The sequence below is a fragment of the Streptomyces sp. NPDC052109 genome (assembly GCF_040680195.1).
GTDB lineage: Bacteria > Actinomycetota > Actinomycetes > Streptomycetales > Streptomycetaceae > Streptomyces.
The window spans coordinates 142,133-157,770 of sequence record NZ_JBFAWF010000007.1; the positions used below are offsets into that span (position 1 = coordinate 142,133).

15 protein-coding genes are annotated in these 15,638 nt (G+C 71.2%); 1 reads left to right on the top strand and 14 read right to left on the bottom strand.

Annotated features, from left to right (window positions below; all coding sequences use genetic code 11):
• Nucleotides 1–16 precede the first annotated feature (16 nt).
• From AB0L59_RS17100 to AB0L59_RS17150, 11 genes are all read right to left on the bottom strand, one after another.
• Complete coding sequence (locus AB0L59_RS17100) at nucleotides 17–541, bottom strand: NUDIX hydrolase (protein ID WP_365583886.1); 525 nt, start codon at nucleotides 539–541, stop codon at nucleotides 17–19.
• Entirely contained in the window at nucleotides 531–1,316 is a 786-nt protein-coding gene (lepB, locus tag AB0L59_RS17105; RefSeq protein WP_365583888.1) for a signal peptidase I, read from the bottom strand. Before lepB (AB0L59_RS17105) ends, AB0L59_RS17100 begins: the two co-directional genes overlap by 11 nt.
• Nucleotides 1,317–1,533: 217 nt before the next feature.
• The gene (gene lepB, locus AB0L59_RS17110) at nucleotides 1,534–2,544 is read right to left on the bottom strand and encodes a signal peptidase I (protein WP_365583890.1); all 1,011 of its coding nucleotides are present in this window, start codon (nucleotides 2,542–2,544) and stop codon (nucleotides 1,534–1,536) included.
• A complete protein-coding gene (gene lepB / locus AB0L59_RS17115) occupies nucleotides 2,432–3,526 on the bottom strand; it encodes a signal peptidase I (protein ID WP_365583892.1) in 1,095 nt (364 codons plus the stop codon). The genes lepB (AB0L59_RS17110) and lepB (AB0L59_RS17115) overlap by 113 nt, the downstream gene beginning before the upstream one ends.
• Complete coding sequence (gene lepB, locus AB0L59_RS17120; RefSeq protein ID WP_365583895.1) at nucleotides 3,519–4,229, bottom strand: signal peptidase I; 711 nt, start codon at nucleotides 4,227–4,229, stop codon at nucleotides 3,519–3,521. Before lepB (AB0L59_RS17120) ends, lepB (AB0L59_RS17115) begins: the two co-directional genes overlap by 8 nt.
• A gap of 63 nt (nucleotides 4,230–4,292) precedes the next feature.
• Nucleotides 4,293–4,643 carry a 50S ribosomal protein L19 gene (rplS, locus tag AB0L59_RS17125; RefSeq protein WP_070022289.1) on the bottom strand — a complete coding sequence of 117 codons (351 nt, stop codon included), beginning with the start codon at nucleotides 4,641–4,643 and terminating at the stop codon, nucleotides 4,293–4,295.
• A 132-nt stretch (nucleotides 4,644–4,775) separates the two neighbouring features.
• Nucleotides 4,776–5,609, bottom strand: a complete 834-nt coding sequence (gene trmD, locus AB0L59_RS17130) for a tRNA (guanosine(37)-N1)-methyltransferase TrmD (RefSeq protein WP_365583899.1) — start codon at nucleotides 5,607–5,609, stop codon at nucleotides 4,776–4,778.
• Entirely contained in the window at nucleotides 5,606–6,163 is a 558-nt protein-coding gene (rimM, locus tag AB0L59_RS17135) for a ribosome maturation factor RimM (RefSeq protein WP_365583901.1), read from the bottom strand. The genes trmD and rimM overlap by 4 nt, the downstream gene beginning before the upstream one ends.
• Nucleotides 6,164–6,245: 82 nt before the next feature.
• Nucleotides 6,246–6,485: an RNA-binding protein gene (locus AB0L59_RS17140; protein ID WP_003973401.1), complete on the bottom strand. Its 240-nt coding sequence runs from the start codon at nucleotides 6,483–6,485 to the stop codon at nucleotides 6,246–6,248.
• 5 nt (nucleotides 6,486–6,490) lie between these two features.
• Nucleotides 6,491–6,910 carry a 30S ribosomal protein S16 gene (gene rpsP, locus AB0L59_RS17145; protein ID WP_030785131.1) on the bottom strand — a complete coding sequence of 140 codons (420 nt, stop codon included), beginning with the start codon at nucleotides 6,908–6,910 and terminating at the stop codon, nucleotides 6,491–6,493.
• A gap of 305 nt (nucleotides 6,911–7,215) precedes the next feature.
• Nucleotides 7,216–7,812 carry a hypothetical protein gene (locus tag AB0L59_RS17150; RefSeq protein WP_365583904.1) on the bottom strand — a complete coding sequence of 199 codons (597 nt, stop codon included), beginning with the start codon at nucleotides 7,810–7,812 and terminating at the stop codon, nucleotides 7,216–7,218.
• A 523-nt stretch (nucleotides 7,813–8,335) separates the two neighbouring features.
• On the opposite strand from AB0L59_RS17150, the gene AB0L59_RS17155 reads away from it, so the two are divergent.
• On the top strand, nucleotides 8,336–9,268 hold the full coding sequence (locus AB0L59_RS17155; RefSeq protein WP_365583906.1) for an SAM-dependent methyltransferase: 933 nt from the start codon (nucleotides 8,336–8,338) through the stop codon (nucleotides 9,266–9,268).
• A gap of 100 nt (nucleotides 9,269–9,368) precedes the next feature.
• Here AB0L59_RS17155 and ftsH read toward each other — a convergent pair whose 3' ends face one another.
• The 3 genes from ftsH to AB0L59_RS17170 form a co-directional block, all read right to left on the bottom strand.
• Complete coding sequence (ftsH, locus tag AB0L59_RS17160; RefSeq protein ID WP_365583908.1) at nucleotides 9,369–11,309, bottom strand: ATP-dependent zinc metalloprotease FtsH; 1,941 nt, start codon at nucleotides 11,307–11,309, stop codon at nucleotides 9,369–9,371.
• Between the two features lie 58 nt (nucleotides 11,310–11,367).
• A complete protein-coding gene (gene ffh / locus AB0L59_RS17165) occupies nucleotides 11,368–12,918 on the bottom strand; it encodes a signal recognition particle protein (RefSeq protein WP_365583910.1) in 1,551 nt (516 codons plus the stop codon).
• Between the two features lie 249 nt (nucleotides 12,919–13,167).
• Complete coding sequence (locus AB0L59_RS17170; RefSeq protein ID WP_365583913.1) at nucleotides 13,168–15,612, bottom strand: [protein-PII] uridylyltransferase; 2,445 nt, start codon at nucleotides 15,610–15,612, stop codon at nucleotides 13,168–13,170.
• Nucleotides 15,613–15,638 lie beyond the last annotated feature (26 nt).

Below are 15,638 nucleotides of genomic sequence, written 5' to 3' on the forward strand. Positions count from 1 at the left end.
CCAGTCCGACGGGCCCTCAGACGATTTCCGCGTCGAGGGTCACGGGACTGGCCGGGGGACCTTCGTCGAGCAGCGTACGCAGCAGCTCGGCGAGTCTGGTCGGATACACCGTCTCATGTGCCCGGGTCAGTTCCTGACACGTCCACCAGCGTGCTCCGGCGACACTGCGCCGCTCCAGCTCCGTCAGCCCCTGCGCCGCGGTGGCCGTCTGCGCCGTACGGGCCAGGTAGTACCACTCGTCCTGGTCCCAGCGACGGCCCGCGAACGGGAAGGAGCACACGCGCCGCCACAGCACCGGGCCGAGTTCGACGTCCGTGATGCCGGTCTCCTCCACGAGTTCCCTGAGCGCGGCCTCCTCGCGCGTCTCCGCGCCCTCCAGACCGCCGCCGGGGGTGAACCACCAGTCGTCGGCCGGATCGTCCGGCTCGTGGCCGTGCAGGAGCAGGATGCGGTCCTCCGGGTCGAGGAGGACCACCCGGGCCACCTTCCGCAGTCCGCCGTCGTACGGCTCCTCGCCGGTCCGCGCGGACTCAGCGGACACCGGCCGCCTCCGGGCGGGCCGTACGGGCCCGGGAGCGGCCCAGGCGGCTCGCGATCGGACCGTAGGCGCCGCCCGCCAGGACCAGGACGGCGCCGGCGACGATCAGCAGCTCGATCGTGGGCAGCGGGCCGGGTTGCGAGAGGGTGCCGAGGGCCTCGAAGCCGGTGGGGCGCTGGAGCGGGCCCTTCCAGGGCCAGATCACTGCGTCCACCCGGGCGGTCACGGCGTCGCGGGACACCGTGCCCTTGGCGGCGTCGGTGAGGTGGGCCGTGGAGTCCAGGGACCCCTGACGCTCGTCACCGAGGAGGAACAGCCGGCCCTTGGGGACGGTCACCGTCGGGAAGTTCTTGATCTCGGCCAGGCTGCCCTTGGGCAGATAGGGCTCGTCGATCTGCTTGCCGTTGACGGTCAGCTTGCCGTTCGTGCAGCAGGAGACGGTGTCGCCACCCACCGCGACCACACGCTTGACCACCTTGGCGTTGGTCACCCAGGACTTGTCCGCGAAGACGACGACGTCACCGCGCCGCACCTCGCCGCCGTCGACCTTCTGCGCCAGCACCCGGTCACCCGCGTCGATCGTGGGCGTCATGGAGCTGGTGGGCACGGTGTACGGCCGGTAGGTCACCGCCGCCCAGGCGAATCCGCCGAGGAACAGCACCAGACCCAGGGCCACGGCCACTCCGGACAACCGTTGTCCGAGCTGGCTGCCGCCGGGCTGTGTCGTGCCTGTCCCGCCGCTGTGCGGGGCCGTACGCGTCGTGCTCTCGCCACCCATGGACCCGCACCCTACCCGGCAGTACCGGGCAGGGGCAGCCCCTGTTCCGCGACCGGGGGCAAAGGCATGGCAGGCGTCGGACTCACAGGTTCCGGATCGCCTCTCCCAGGTCCGCCCCGCAGACGGCCCGCCCTGTGCGAGGACGGCTCCGCCGGCCGCGGGTGAGCGCGCAGGCGGTCCACCGTCCACCCGTCGGGAGCGCCGGGGCGCTCCCGGGTCACCGGCTGCCCGAGGACGTCCTCTGCTCGGCCTTGGACTCCAGCCGGTTCACGCGCCGGCGCCGCCACAGCGCCACCGGCAGCACCGCCGCGACCGCCACGCCCTGTGGGGCCGCCGTCAGGGCCACGGACGCCGAGGACTGGTCGTTGATGCCGGGCTGGTCGAAGGTGTCCGGGACGGGCAGGGTGCCCCAGTGGTTGATCGGCCAGGCCTTGACGATCGCGCGGCCGACGACCTTGTCGACGGGCACCATGCCGTGGTTCTTGTCGGACTGGTTGTAGCGCGAGTCGCGGGAGTTCTGGCGGTGGTCGCCCATCACCCAGATGAACCCCTTGGGGACCGTCACCTTGAACTGGCCGCCGAGGTCGTCATCGGTGCACGGCGTGTTGCCTGCGTACACATACGGCTCGTTCAGGGGCTTGCCGTTGACCAGCAGCGGGCCGGTGCCCTTGCACTGGACCGTGTCGCCGCCGACGCCGATCACGCGCTTGATGAGGTCCTTCTCGTTCGCCGAAGGCATCAGGCCGATCCAGCTGAGGACCTGCTGCACGGCGTTCGGGGTCGGCGCCGGTTCGCCCGCCAGCCAGTTGTCCGGGTCGTGGAAGACGACGACCTCGCCGCGCTCGGGCTTGGAGCCGAACCACGGGGTGAGCTTGTCGACCAGGACACGGTCACCCACCTGGAGGGTGTTCTGCATCGAGGCGGACGGGATCGAGAACGCCTGCACCAGGAACGTCTTGATCAACAGCGCCAGGACCAGCGCGATCACGACGAGGATCGGCAGCTCCTTCCAGAAGGAGCGTGGCTTCGCCGGGCGGCGGCCGGTCTCGCCCGCTCCCGAGTCCCCGGCCTGGGGCCGCTGCTCGTCGTCCGGCGCGCCCTGGTCGCCCGCCGCTTCATTCCCTGAGGTCATGGCGCCGTCCGGCACGGGGGCGTTCGCTTCCACGGGGTGCCCGCGGTGCTCCTCGCCGTCGTGCCCCGACCGTGCGCCAACCGCCACATCCCCCACGCCAACTCCTTACTCTGTGCCGCTGCCTGCCCCACGTACGGCGCAGGCCCACCACTCCCATAACGAGCGGGAGTTCCGCAGGGGTCGGGAGCTGGGTCATCGCGTTCGGATTCTCGGAGGCAACCCTATGCGACAGCATGGGACCAGCGGTCGCACCCGACGCGGCGTCGGCCACGCTTGCGAAGGTTTTAGGTTCGTTCAGCCGTGTCCAGTGGCCGATCGGCCAGCCGATCACGACGGCCCGCCCGACGACGGAACTCTCCGCGACCGTTCCGCCGTACGGGGTGTTCTGGTGAGCGCGGGAGTCGGCGGAGTCGTCCCGGTGGTCGCCCATCACCCACAGCCGGCCCTTGGGCACGGTGATGTCGAAGGGCTGGGAGGAGGGCGCGTTCCCCGGGTAGAGGTAGTCGCCTTCGGTCAGCGGTGCGCCGTTGACGGTGACCCGGCCCTGCGCGTCACAGCACTTGACGTGATCGCCGCCGACCCCGATGACCCGCTTGATCAGGTCCTTCTCGTTGTCCGAGGGCAGCAGGCCGATGAAGGTGAGGCCTTCCTTGAGCTGCTTGACGACGACCGGGTCGTGTTTCTTGGCCGTCTGCTCGTCGGCCAGCCAGCCGCCCGGGTCGTGGAAGACGACGACGTCCCCGCGCTGCGGCTTCGAGCCGAACCACGGGGTGAGCTTGTCGACCAGGACGCGGTCGCCGATCCGGATCGTCTGCTCCATCGAGCCGGACGGGATCACGAAGGCCTGGACCAGGAAGGTCTTCAGGACCAGCGCTATCAGCACGGCGACACCGACCAGAAGGGGGATCTCCCGAACGGCTGAACGGCGGCGCTTGCGTTTGACCTTGCGCTGGAGTTTTCGCCGTTCCGCGCGCGTACGGCCGCCGCCGGGCGCGGAGGAGGTCCGCCGGGCTCCGGTGGGCAGCAGGTTGTCGGCGGGGTCGCTCGGCACCCCGCGCGGTTTGCCGCGGTTACCCATGGGCGCCCGCCCCCGCCGACGGCCGCGGCGCCGGCACGCGCCCGTACGCGGCAGGGCGGGTCAGGTGCGTCCAGTGGCCGTACGGCCACACGATCCAGTCGGCGCGGCCGATGACGTCACCGACCGGGATCATGCCGCCGCCGGGCGAGCCCAGATGGTCCCGGGAGTCGCTGGAGTCGCTGCGGTGGTCGCCGAGGACGAACAGGCGCCCGGCGGGCACGGCGACGTCGAAGGGGACGCTGGAGGCACTGTCCCCCGGATAGAGGAACGCCGACTCGTCGACCGCGCGGCCGTTCACCTCGATCCTCCCCTTCTTGTCGCAGCAGACGACATGGTCTCCCCCCACCCCGACCACGCGCTTGACGTAGTCAGCGTCCCCGAAGTACCCGGTGCCGTCGAACACGATCACGTCGCCGCGGCGCGGCTCGGCACCGAAACGGTACGCCAACTTATTTACGAGAACGCGGTCCCCGATCCTCAAGCCCTGTTCCATGGATCCGCTCGGAATCTGGAACGGTTGCACCACGAAAGCGTTGAGGACCAGCAAAAACACCAGGCAGGCGAAGAGGGTGAGGGTGATCCGGCCGCCGGGCACCCAGTCGGTGACCCGCTCCAGCAACGCGAAACGCGACCGTCCCTCCGAGCCCGGGGAACCCGGGTGGGAGGAACGGTCGCGTTGCGTCGGCTGTGCTTCGGTGTCCATCGGAGCCAGATGTTATCCGGCTCCGCTATGACCCCGGTGAGGGCCGAGACACCGGGGAGGCACTCAGCTCTCGCGCTTCTCCTTGATCTTCGCGGCCTTGCCGCGCAGCTCACGGAGGTAGTACAGCTTGGCGCGGCGGACGTCACCACGGGTGACCAGCTCGATCTTCTCGACGATCGGGGTGTGCACCGGGAAGGTGCGCTCGACGCCGACGGAGAACGAGACCTTGCGGACCGTGAAGGTCTCGCGGACACCAGAGCCCTGGCGGCGGATCACAACGCCCTTGAACTGCTGCACACGGGAGCGGTTGCCCTCGATGACGCGGACGTGGACGTTGACGGTGTCACCCGGGCGGAAGGCCGGGATGTCGCTGCGCAGCGACGCGGCGTCGACGGTGTCGAGCAGGTGAGACATTTCGTCTGCTTTCTTCGCTGATGCCACAGGTCATCAACGGGAGCTAGGTTTTACAGGAGTGCCGTGCGGTCGGGGCGGGCGTCGTGTCCCCCTGTGGCAGGGGCGCACGCCGGGTGGACGCACAACAGCGGTCTATTCTTCCATGCCCTCGGCCCGCCGCCAAAATCGGCCGTACGGGTGTCCCTCGGGGTCCGGCTCCCAGCCCAGGATGGACAGCATCTCGCGGTCCTTCTTGTCGAAGGCCTTGGGATCGCAGCGCTCGATGAGGTCGGGCCGGTTGGTGGTCGTACGTCTGAGGGCCTCGTCGCGGCGCCAGCGGGCGATCCTGCCGTGGTGGCCGCTGAGCAGCACCTCCGGGATGTCCCGGCCGCGCCAGACGGGCGGCTTGGTGTAGACGGGGCCTTCCAGGAGGCCGGCCATGGCGCCGGGTGCGAAGGAGTCGTCCCGGTGGGACTCGGCGTTGCCGAGGACGCCGGGCAGCAGCCGGGCGACGGCCTCCGTGACGACGAGTACTGCCGCCTCGCCGCCGGCGAGGACGTAGTCGCCGATGGACACCTCGTAGACGGGCACGCGCGTGGCGTACTCGTCCATGACGCGCCGGTCGATGCCCTCGTAGCGGGCCGGGGTGAAGATCAGCCAGGGGCGCTCGGCGAGTTCCACCGCGAGTTCCTGGGTGAAGGGGCGGCCGCTGGGCGTGGGAACGATCAGCGCGGGGGCCTGGGCACCCGTCTCGTAGCCGTCGGCGAGGACGGTGTCCAGGGCGTCGCCCCAGGGGTCGGTCTTCATGACCATGCCGGGGCCGCCGCCGTACGGGGTGTCGTCGACGGTGTTGTGCCGGTCGTACGTCCAGGAGCGCAGGTCGTGCACGTGGACGTTCAGCTGCCCACGCGCGCGTGCCTTGCCGACCAGGGAGACGTTCAGGGGTTCCAGGTACTCGGGGAAGATCGTGACGACGTCGAGCCTCATTCGCTGTCTTCCCCGGTCTCTTCCCTGGACGACGCGATCTCGGCGCGGTCGTCGATCAGGCCCGGCGGCGGGGCGATGACCGCCCTCTGCTCCTCGAGGTCGATCTCGGTGACGATCTCCTCCACGAAGGGGATCAGGACCTCGCTGCCGTCGGGGCGCTCCACGATGAACAGGTCCTGGGAGGGCAGGTGCGAGATCTCGGTGATCCGGCCGACCTCCGTGCCGTCCTCGGTGACCACGTCGAGGTCGATGAGCTGGTGGTCGTAGTACTCGTCCTCGCCCTCGGGCAACTCCTCCGGGTCGACCTCGGCGATCAGGAGGGTGTTGCGCAGGGCCTCGGCCGCGTTGCGGTCGGTGACGCCCTCGAAGCGCAGGAGGAGGCGGCCGCTGTGGACGCGCCCCGTCTCGATGGTCAGCGGTCCCGTGGAGGCGGGATCCGTGGCGAGTACGGCGCCGGGCCCGAGTCTGAGTTCCGGCTCGTCGGTACGTACCTCGACGGTGACCTCGCCCTTGATGCCATGGGCACGGCCGATCCGTGCGACTACCAGCTGCACCTGTCCAAATCTCCTGTCATACGACTGCGGGCCGGGGACGGCCCAGTGGCCCTCCCCGGCCCGAGCCGGTTGCGATGAAGCGTCAGCGGACGTGGTCCACGTCGACGAGGTCGACACGGACGCCGCGGCCGCCGATGGCGCCCACGACGGTGCGCAGAGCGCGCGCGGTACGGCCGTTGCGGCCGATCACCTTGCCGAGGTCGTCCGGGTGGACCCGGACCTCGAGCACGCGTCCGCGACGCAGGTTGCGCGAGGCGACCTGCACATCGTCAGGGTTGTCGACGATGCCCTTCACGAGGTGCTCAAGCGCCTCTTCGAGCATGCTGCTCAGGCCTCGGTCGACTCGGACTCAGCCGCGGCCTCGTCCTTCTTCTCAGCCTTCTTCTTCTGGGTGATCGCCTCACCCTTGCCCTCGTCGTCACCGCCGAGAGCCTCGAACGACGGGCGGGCCGGCTTCGGCTCGGCGACGAGCAGCGGCGCGGGAGCCGGCTCGCCCTTGAACTTCTGCCAGTCGCCGGTCTTCTTCAGAATGGCGAGGACGGGCTCGGTCGGCTGCGCGCCGACACCCAGCCAGTACGCCACGCGCTCGGCGTCCACCTCGATGACCGACGGGTTGTAGGTCGGGTGGTACTTGCCGATCTCCTCGATGGCCCGGCCGTCACGGCGGGTACGGGAGTCGGCGACGACGATGCGGTAGTGAGGCGAACGGATCTTGCCCAGACGCTTCAGCTTGATCTTGACTGCCACGGGAGTGGGTTCTCCTGGATTGACGTGGTTGGGCACGGCGAGCTGCCGCGTGGGGTTGCGGTACCCGAGTGCCCGATGGACGCGTCAGCCGGAGGAGAGAGGGGTCCTGTGCGGCTGTCGAGTACAGCTAGCCATTGTGCCATACCCCGCCGGTCGCTTTGGGCCGAGGGAGTGTGAGCTGGGCTGGGCACGCCTGGGAGGCACCCGGCGTGGAGGTGAGGTCACGTCGGGTGCGCCGCCCGGTGCTGTGCGGTTGCCGGCCACTTCCGGCACCCACGAGATGCCGGTGTTTCGCGCGGCCCGCGTCACGCCGCTCCCGCGACCTCCGGGATTCTGAACGGCTTGCCGCAGCCGCCGCAGACGATGGGGGCCTGGGCCAGGACCGAGGGAACCACGCGGACGTTGCGGCCGCAGTCACAGACCGCCTTGACGCGAACACCACCGCCGGAGGAGCCGTGCCGCGCGGCGGGGCCGCGGAAGGTACGGGAGGTGTCCGAGGAGGTGGCTGCCGTGTGCGCCTTCAGTGCGCGCTGGAGTCGCTCCATGGTCGGGCGGTAGCGCCGCTTGGCCTCGGGGTTGAGCGTGACCAGGGAGAAACCGCTGCTCGGATGCGGCTCCTCCGGGTGGTCGAGGCCCAGTTCCTCGGCGATCGCGAGGAAACGGCGGTTGTGGTACCGGCCGGCGCGCGAGGTGTCGCGGATTCCGCGGGCGGCGGCGATGCCGTGGACTGCCTCATGAAGCAGTCGCTCGAAGGAGAGCTCGTGTCCGCACGCGGACGACGACTCTCCGATCAGGGACTCTGGCGCGGCGAGGTCCGGCAGCTCGGGGTGGTACCGCTGAATGTCGGCCCACGCCTGCGCCAGCTCTGCGGCGAGAACAGGTGGTGTCTGTGTCGTGCTCACGTAATGACAACGAGCGGGGGTGCCGCTGTGTTCCTATTCCGGGGCATCCCAAATATTTTGCACGTACCCGTCAGTTGCCGCTGATGCGTCCGGACGAGGGCGGGTGCGCTGATCTGCGGAGAAGCTTCACAGCTCATACCAAGCCGGTGCGTAGTCCGCCGTACGACCCCTCGCGTAGACCCCGGTGCGGAAGTGATCGGCGATTGCGCAAGAGACGTTTCGGCCGCTCTCGTCACGACGCCCCACCTTGGTCAGCGTCCGTGACGGCCGTGGCGTTACCGCGCGCTGTCCGACCGCCCGGTACCGGGCCGTTCCCCGGAAGCGGACACCTTATGGCCCCCCAGATTGCCGGGATGTGAAATCTCGCCACAGTCGCGTCCGGACCCCAAGCGGGGCCCCACGACCACTGGACGGGGCCGCGAGCCGGGAGTTACCTGGCATACGTGGGAAGTGCGCGCGCACGGCACGGGGGCCACGCAACCGGGCACAGCGGCGAACTGTCGGCGGATTGGGGCGCTTACCTATGACACCTACGCTCGTGCGGCAGCACCGGTCTCACGCGGATTCCGCACCCCGCGTCGACCGGTGCGCACGCGCGCGTGACTGGTCCGAGATCCAGGAGCGGATGCTGGTGCCGCTCTACGAAGCCGTCTACGAACGCCTCGAAGTGGGTCCCGCCACCCGGCTGCTGGGCCTGCGCTGCGGCTCGGGGCTGGCGCTGCTGCTGGCGGCCGGCAGAGGTGCCACGGTCACCGGTTCCGACGACTCGTCCCCCGAGCGGCTCGCCCTCGCCCGCGAACGCCTGTCGGCACACGTCCCGCACGGCGCGAGCGGCGGCGTCCCCGGCGGGCGCGCCACGCGCGGCGGAAGAAGCGGCACACCCGCGCATGCGGCCGCGCGGCCCGTCGGCAGCACGTCTCGGTCCGTCGACGGCGCGCCCCGCGACGCGGTCGGCGACGAGACGGACGGGTACACCCTGGTGACCGTCTTCGAGCCGATCGGCTGCCTGGCGGGCGACTCCGAGGGGCTCGGCGAGCTGCTGGCGAAGGCGCTGCCGCGGGCCGCGCGCGGGGCGGCCGTGGTGCTGGCCGGCTGGGGCCCGCCCGAGCGCTGCGCCACCTCCTCCGTACTGCGGGTGGCGACGAAACTGGCCGATCCCCTGCGCAGCGCGCGCAGCTGGCGGCCCGCCCGGCGCGACGACCTGGAGGAGGTCGCCCAGCGTGCCGGGCTGAAACCGGACGGCTCGGGGCGGGTGACCTGTCCCTTCGGGTACGCCGACGTCGACAGCGCCGTACGCGGGCTGCTGTCGACCGGGCTGTTCGACGCGGCGATCGCGGCGACGGACGCCAAGCAGGTCGACAAGGAGCTGACGGAGGCCCTGCACCCGCACCGGCGCCCGGACGGGACCGTGTGGATGCCGAACGTCTTCCGGTATCTGGTCGCGCGCGTGCGGTAGCGCTCCGCCGACAGCGCGGACGCTTCGGTGGGTGCCTCGTCCGCGGCGCCGTCATGGCCGGTCGCGCGGTCCCGCGCCCCTTCGGGGCCGCACCCCACGCTCATACCTCGGTGTCCTTGGTCAGGCGCGTGATCCCGGCGATCCGGTACGCGTCCGCCTCCTCCAGCGTCTCGTTGGCCAGCAGAGCCTCGGCGAGGGCGTCCAACTGGCCGCGGTGGTCGCGGAGTTTGCGGCACGCCTCCTCGTAGCACTCGTCCACGATCCGGCGCATCTCGGTGTCGATCACGTCGAGGGTCTGCGGGGCGGCGGCGAGCCCGTAGGCCTGCTGGGCGTCGTTCGGGAGCGCGGACAGACGGCCGACCTCCCGGCTCATGCCCCAGCGGGACACCATCCCGCGCGCGATGTTGGTGACCTGTTCCAGGTCGCTCTCGGAACCGGTGGTGATGACGCCGTAGACGACCTGCTCGGCCGCCATCCCGCCCAGGGCGCCGATGATCCGGCCGCGCAGGTACTCCTCGGTGTACGCGTACCTGTCCGCGTCCGGGGTGGACAGGGTGACGCCGAGGGCGCGGCCGCGCGGCACGATGGTGATCTTGCGGACCGGGTCGGCGCCCGGCTGGAGCATGCCGAGCAGGGCGTGCCCGCTCTCGTGGTGGGCGGTGCGCCGGCGCTCCTCCTCGGGCATCACCAGCGGCCGTTCCGCGCCGAGCTGGACCTTCTCCAGGGCGTCGGACAGGTCGGACTGGGTCACGCGCTCCTGTTTGCGTTTCACCGCGAGCAGGGCGGCCTCGTTGGCGAGGTTGGCCAGATCCGCGCCGGTCATTCCCGGGGTCGTACGGGCGACCTGGGCGAGGTCGACGTCCGGGGCCATCGGGATGTCGCGGGTGTGGATCTCCAGGATCGCCTCGCGGCCGCCGCGGTCCGGGGGCGAGACCTGGACCACCCGGTCGAAGCGGCCGGGGCGGGTCAGGGCCGGGTCGAGGATGTCGGCGCGGTTGGTGGCCGCGATGACGATGACGCCCTCGGCGCCGGAGAAGCCGTCCATCTCGGTGAGGATCTGGTTGAGGGTCTGCTCCCGCTCGTCGTGGCCGCCCATCGAGGCGCCGCCGCCGCGGGCCCGGCCGATGGTGTCGATCTCGTCGATGAAGATGATCGACGGGGCGACCTTGCGGGCCTCCGCGAACAGCTCCCGCACGCGCGAGGCGCCCACGCCCACGATCATCTCGATGAACTCGGACGCGGACGCGGAGAAGAACGCCACGCCCGCCTCACCGGCGACCGCGCGCGCGAGCAGCGTCTTGCCGGTGCCGGGCGGGCCCGCGAGGAGCACGCCGCGGGGCATCTTGGCACCCATGCGGCGGTAGGCGTCGGGGTTCTTCAGGAAGTCGACGACGTCGTTGAGCTCGCCCTCGACCTCGTCGATGCCGGCCACGTCGGCGAAGGTGGTGCGCTTCTGGCCCGGCACCAGCTCGACCGGCCTCGGCGGCGCCTTGCGCCCCAGCATGCCGCCCGCGCCGCCGAGCCCGGCCCTCATCCGTCGCGCGACGAAGATCCACAGGGCGACGATGATCAGCATCGGCGCCAGGGAGATCAGCAGGTTGGCCAGGAAGCTGCGGTGCTGGACGACCGGTTCGGCGGTGACCGTCACGTTGTGCTTGGTCAGGTTGGCCCAGAGGTCGTCGTGCGCGAAGGACGGCCGCTCGGTGTTGAACTTGGTGTAGTTCCCGCCGCCCTCGGGGTTCTTCCGCCCCTTCCTCAGCTGACCCTGGATCGAGTCGCCCTTGGCGTAGATCTTGGCGACATTGCCGTCGTTCACCTGCTTGCTGAACTCGGTGTACGAGATCGTCGGCTCGTTGGCCTGGTCGAAGTAGGACAGCACCAGGTTGGCGATCAGGTACACGATCAGCGCGGTGATGATCAGCCGCCACCAGCCGCCCCGCATCCGACGGCCGCCGGGCGGCTGCTGCGGCGGCTCGTCGGGGGCACCCTCGGTACGCCAGGGCTGCTCGGGCGACTTGCGTGGCGGCGCGGGGTTGGTCATATGCGGACGGTACGACAACGGCCAACCCCTGGCACACGCAAAGGGAACCCGGGGGGACTCAGCCCATGAACTTCTTGAACTCGTCCGGCAGCTCGAAGTCCTGACCGCCCTGCTGCGGGAGCCCGAAGGCGTTTCCGCCCTGTGCGGCGGCCTCGCGGCGCTGGGCGTCCTCCAGCTCCTGCTGCTTGCGCTTCATCGGGTTGCCGGAGCGCTGCTTGCCCTTGGCCTTCTTCGCCTGCTTCTTCTGCCGGCCGGGGCCGCCGCCCATGCCAGGGATCCCCGGCATGCCCGGCATTCCGCCGCCCTGGGCCATGCGGGACATCATCTTGCGGGCCTCGAAGAACCGCTCGACCAGGTTCTTCACCGCGCCGACCTCGACACCGGAACCCTTGGCGATACGGGCACGGCGCGAGCCGTTGATGATCGTCGGGTCCTGGCGCTCGCCCGGGGTCATCGACTTGATGATCGCGGCCGTGCGGTCGACGTCGCGCTCGTCGATGTTCTGGATCTGGTCCTTGATCTGGCCCATGCCGGGGAGCATGCCGAGCAGCTTGGAGATGGAGCCCATCTTCCTGACCTGCTCCATCTGGGCCAGGAAGTCGTCCAGGGTGAAGTCCTGGCCCTTCTTCGACGCCAGCTTCGAGGCCATCTTGGCGGCCTCTTCCTGGCTGAAGGTCTTCTCCGCCTGCTCGATCAGGGTGAGCAGGTCACCCATGTCGAGGATGCGGGACGCCATGCGGTCCGGGTGGAACGCGTCGAAGTCGTCCAGCTTCTCGCCGTTCGACGCGAACATGATCGGCTTGCCGGTGATCTGCCGGATCGACAGGGCGGCACCACCGCGGGCGTCACCGTCGAGCTTGGAGAGCACCACGCCGTCGAAGCCGACGCCGTCGCGGAAGGCCTCCGCGGTGTTGACGGCGTCCTGACCGATCATCGCGTCGACAACGAAGAGGATCTCGTCGGGGCTGACCGCGTCCCTGATGTCCGCGGCCTGCTGCATCATGTCGGCGTCGATACCGAGGCGGCCGGCGGTGTCCACGATCACGATGTCGTGGACCTTGGACTTCGCGTGTTCGATGGAGTCCTTGGCGACCTTCACCGGATCACCGACGCCGTTGCCGGGCTCGGGCGCGTAGACGGCGACACCGGCGCGCTCGGCGACGACGCTCAGCTGGTTGACGGCGTTCGGGCGCTGGAGGTCGGCGGCGACCAGCAGCGGGGAGTGGCCCTGCTCCTTCAGCCAGCGGCCGAGCTTGCCCGCGAGGGTGGTCTTACCGGCACCCTGCAGACCGGCCAGCATGATCACGGTGGGCGGCTGCTTGGCGAAGCGCAGGCGCCGGGTCTCGCCGCCGAGGATGGTGACGAGCTCGTCGTTGACGATCTTCAGGACCTGCTGGGCCGGGTTCAGCGCGCGCGAGACCTCGGCGCCGAGTGCCCTTTCCTTGACATTCTTGATGAACGTGCGGACGACCGGCAGGGCGACGTCGGCTTCGAGGAGCGCGATGCGGATCTCGCGCGCCGTGGCGTCGATGTCCGCCTCGCTGAGGCGCCCCTTGCCGCGGAGATTCTTGAAAGTCGCGCTGAGGCGGTCGGAGAGGGTATCGAACACGGTGGCGTCGGTCCTCGAGGTCGGAGTCGGTTCGGGCTGCCCTCCAGGGTATCCGGCCCCGCAAGCTATTCGTCCTCGGCCGCTCGCTCGAATGAGCGAACGGGGACGAAACCGCGGTGCGGCGGGGCACACGTCGGCGACGCCGACGCGCCCGACGACAGCCTCGGCCCCCACGTCAACGGGGACCGTGTCGGCGGGAACCGTGTCGGGGGGAACCGTGTCCGGTGAAGGCGTCGTATGGCCGGAAGGTCACTCCCGCAGCGTCTCCTCCAGCACCCGCGCCAGCGACCCCGCGTCCTCTCCCGGCAGGGGCTCCCCCGCGCCGGTCGTGACGTAGAAGGCGTCCACCGCGTTGGAACCCAGCGTCGACACGTGCATGCTGCGCACCCGCACCCCCGCCTTCTCCAGGGCCATGCCGATCCGGTGCAGCAGGCCCGGGCCGTCCTGGGCGCGGACCTCGATCACCGTGGCGTGGTGGGAGGCCGCCGGGGCCACCGTCACGCGGGGCGGCGGGGCGACCCAGCCGCGCCGGCGGGGGTAGGCCGCGTCCCGTTCGGCGAGGCGGCCGGCGATGTCGAGCGAGCCGTCCAGGGCGCGGACGAGGTCGGCGCGCAGCCGGGTGGCCTGCGGCAGGGAGCCGTACTCGGCGGCCACCCGCCAGTTGAGCAGCAGCACCGCGCCGTCGTCGACGTCGTCCGGCAGGCGCAGGGCGCTGAGCTCCGCCGTGCGGACGGTGAGGCGGTGGACGGCGAGGACACCGGCGACCGCGGGGAGCACGGCGGGCTGGTCGGGTACGGCGATGAGCAGCTCCACGCCGAGAGGTTCGCCGGGCGGCTCCTCACCGGTGACCGGTTCTGTCTGGGCGCGCAGGGCGAGGACCGGGCCGCCGGTGCGGAACGCCTCGATCGCCAGCCGCTCCTGCTCGGCCGTCGGTGCGGCGGGCTCCGGCTCGTCGGGGGCGTCTCCGGCGAGCACGGCGGAGACCCGCTGTACCAGATCGGCGACGAGGGAACCGCGCCAGGAGGACCAGGCCGCCGGTCCGGTGGCGAGGGCGTCGGCCTCGGTCAGCGCGTGCAGCAGCTCCAGGGTGCCCTGGCTGCCGACCGCCTCGGCGACCGAGCGGACCGTGGCCGGGTCGTCCAGGTCGCGGCGGGTGGCCGTCTCGATGAGCAGCAGGTGGTGGCGGACCAGGAGGGACAGCACGGCCACGTCCGCGCGGTCGAAGCCGATCCGCGCGGCCACGTCCTTGGCGATGATCTCTCCGGCCACCGAGTGGTCGCCGGGCCAGCCCTTGCCGATGTCGTGCAGCAGGGCGGCGACCAGGAGCAGGTCGGGGCGGCTGACACGGCGGGTGAGTGCGGAGGCGCGGACGGCTGTCTCGATCAGGTGCCGGTCGACCGTCCAGATGTGGACGGCATTGCGCTGGGGGCGGCAGCGGACCCGTTCCCAGTCCGGCAGCAGGCGGCTGATCAGGCCCTCCGCCTCCAGCGCCTCCCAGACGTCGACGGTCGGGCGGCCGGAGCCGAGCAGGGTCACCAGCTGTTCGCGGGCCTCGGCGGGCCAGGGCGTGGGCAGCTGGCGCACGGTTGCGGCCATGCGCCGTACGGCGTGCAGGGAGAGCGGAAGGCCGGCCTGCGCGGCGGCGGCCGCGGCACGCAACGGGAGCACGGGGTCACGCTCGGGGCGCGCGGCGCGGGCGAGCACCACCTCGCCGTCCTGCTCGACCACCCCCTCGGCGAGGGGCGAGCGCTCCGGTACCGACTTGGCGCCGCCCAGCATGGCGCGCAGGCGCGGCCGGACAGCGCGCGAACGCAACACGCGCCCCACCTCGCGCCAGGTGACGTCACTGGCGTACGAGATGACCCGCGCCGCCTCGTATACCTGCCGCAGCAGCGTGTCCGCGTCCAGCAGCTCCAGCTCGGCCGCCACCTGGTCCTGTTCCTGCAGCGCGAGCCGGTCGGTGGCGCGGCCCGTCACCAGGTGCAGCGCGTCCCGCACGTCGAGCAGGCGCCGGCGGGCGTCCGCGAGGCCCTCGCGCGGGGCGTCGGCGAGCCAGGAGGCGGCGACGGCGCGCAGGGCGGTGGCGTCCCGCAACCCACCGCGCGCCTCCTTCAGGTCGGGCTCCAGCAGGTACTGCAGCTCGCCCTGGCGCTCGGCGCGGCCGGCGCAGAGTTCCTGGAGTTCGGGGAGGCGTTTGGGGGCCTGGTTGCGCCAGTCGGCGAGGACGGCCGTCCGCAGGCCGGCGGTGAGGCCGAGGTCGCCGGCGAGGTGGCGGGCGTCCAGGAGGCCGAGGTGGACTTTCAGATCCTCTCCGGCGGTCCTGCGGGCCTCTCCCGGCGTGCGCACGGAGTGGTCGAGGGCGAGCCCGAGGTCCCAGACGGGATACCAGAGGCGGTCCGCCAGGGCGGCGACCGCTTTCGGGTCGGAACCGTCGTGCAGCAGCAGGAGGTCGAGGTCGCTGCGCGGGGACAGCTCGCCGCGGCCGTAGCCACCGACGGCGACCAGGGAGACGCCCTTGAGCTCCTGGGCCGCCGCCGTGAACAGTCCGGCGAGCCAGTCGTCGGTCAGGTCCGCGAGGGCCGCACGGCGCGGCGGCCCGGACCGCGCCCCCTCGGTGAGGAGGCGCAGCCGGGCCGCCGCGTAGCCGCTGGGTCCCGAGCCCTCTGCTTCCGTGCGCACGTCCGTTCCCGTCACCCAGCGACTCCCGTTCTCGAAAGTGG

Excerpts from the sequence above, each read along its gene's own strand:
- AB0L59_RS17155 (WP_365583906.1), top strand. The coding sequence starts at position 8,336 with ATGACACCTACGCTCGTGCGGCAGCACCGGTCTCACGCGGATTCCGCA.
- rplS (WP_070022289.1), bottom strand. The coding sequence starts at position 4,643 with ATGTCTCACCTGCTCGACACCGTCGACGCCGCGTCGCTGCGCAGCGAC.
- ftsH (WP_365583908.1), bottom strand. The coding sequence starts at position 11,309 with ATGACCAACCCCGCGCCGCCACGCAAGTCGCCCGAGCAGCCCTGGCGT.
- lepB (WP_365583888.1), bottom strand. The coding sequence starts at position 1,316 with ATGGGTGGCGAGAGCACGACGCGTACGGCCCCGCACAGCGGCGGGACA.
- lepB (WP_365583895.1), bottom strand. The coding sequence starts at position 4,229 with ATGGACACCGAAGCACAGCCGACGCAACGCGACCGTTCCTCCCACCCG.
- trmD (WP_365583899.1), bottom strand. The coding sequence starts at position 5,609 with ATGAGGCTCGACGTCGTCACGATCTTCCCCGAGTACCTGGAACCCCTG.
- AB0L59_RS17140 (WP_003973401.1), bottom strand. The coding sequence starts at position 6,485 with ATGCTCGAAGAGGCGCTTGAGCACCTCGTGAAGGGCATCGTCGACAAC.
- lepB (WP_365583892.1), bottom strand. The coding sequence starts at position 3,526 with ATGGGTAACCGCGGCAAACCGCGCGGGGTGCCGAGCGACCCCGCCGAC.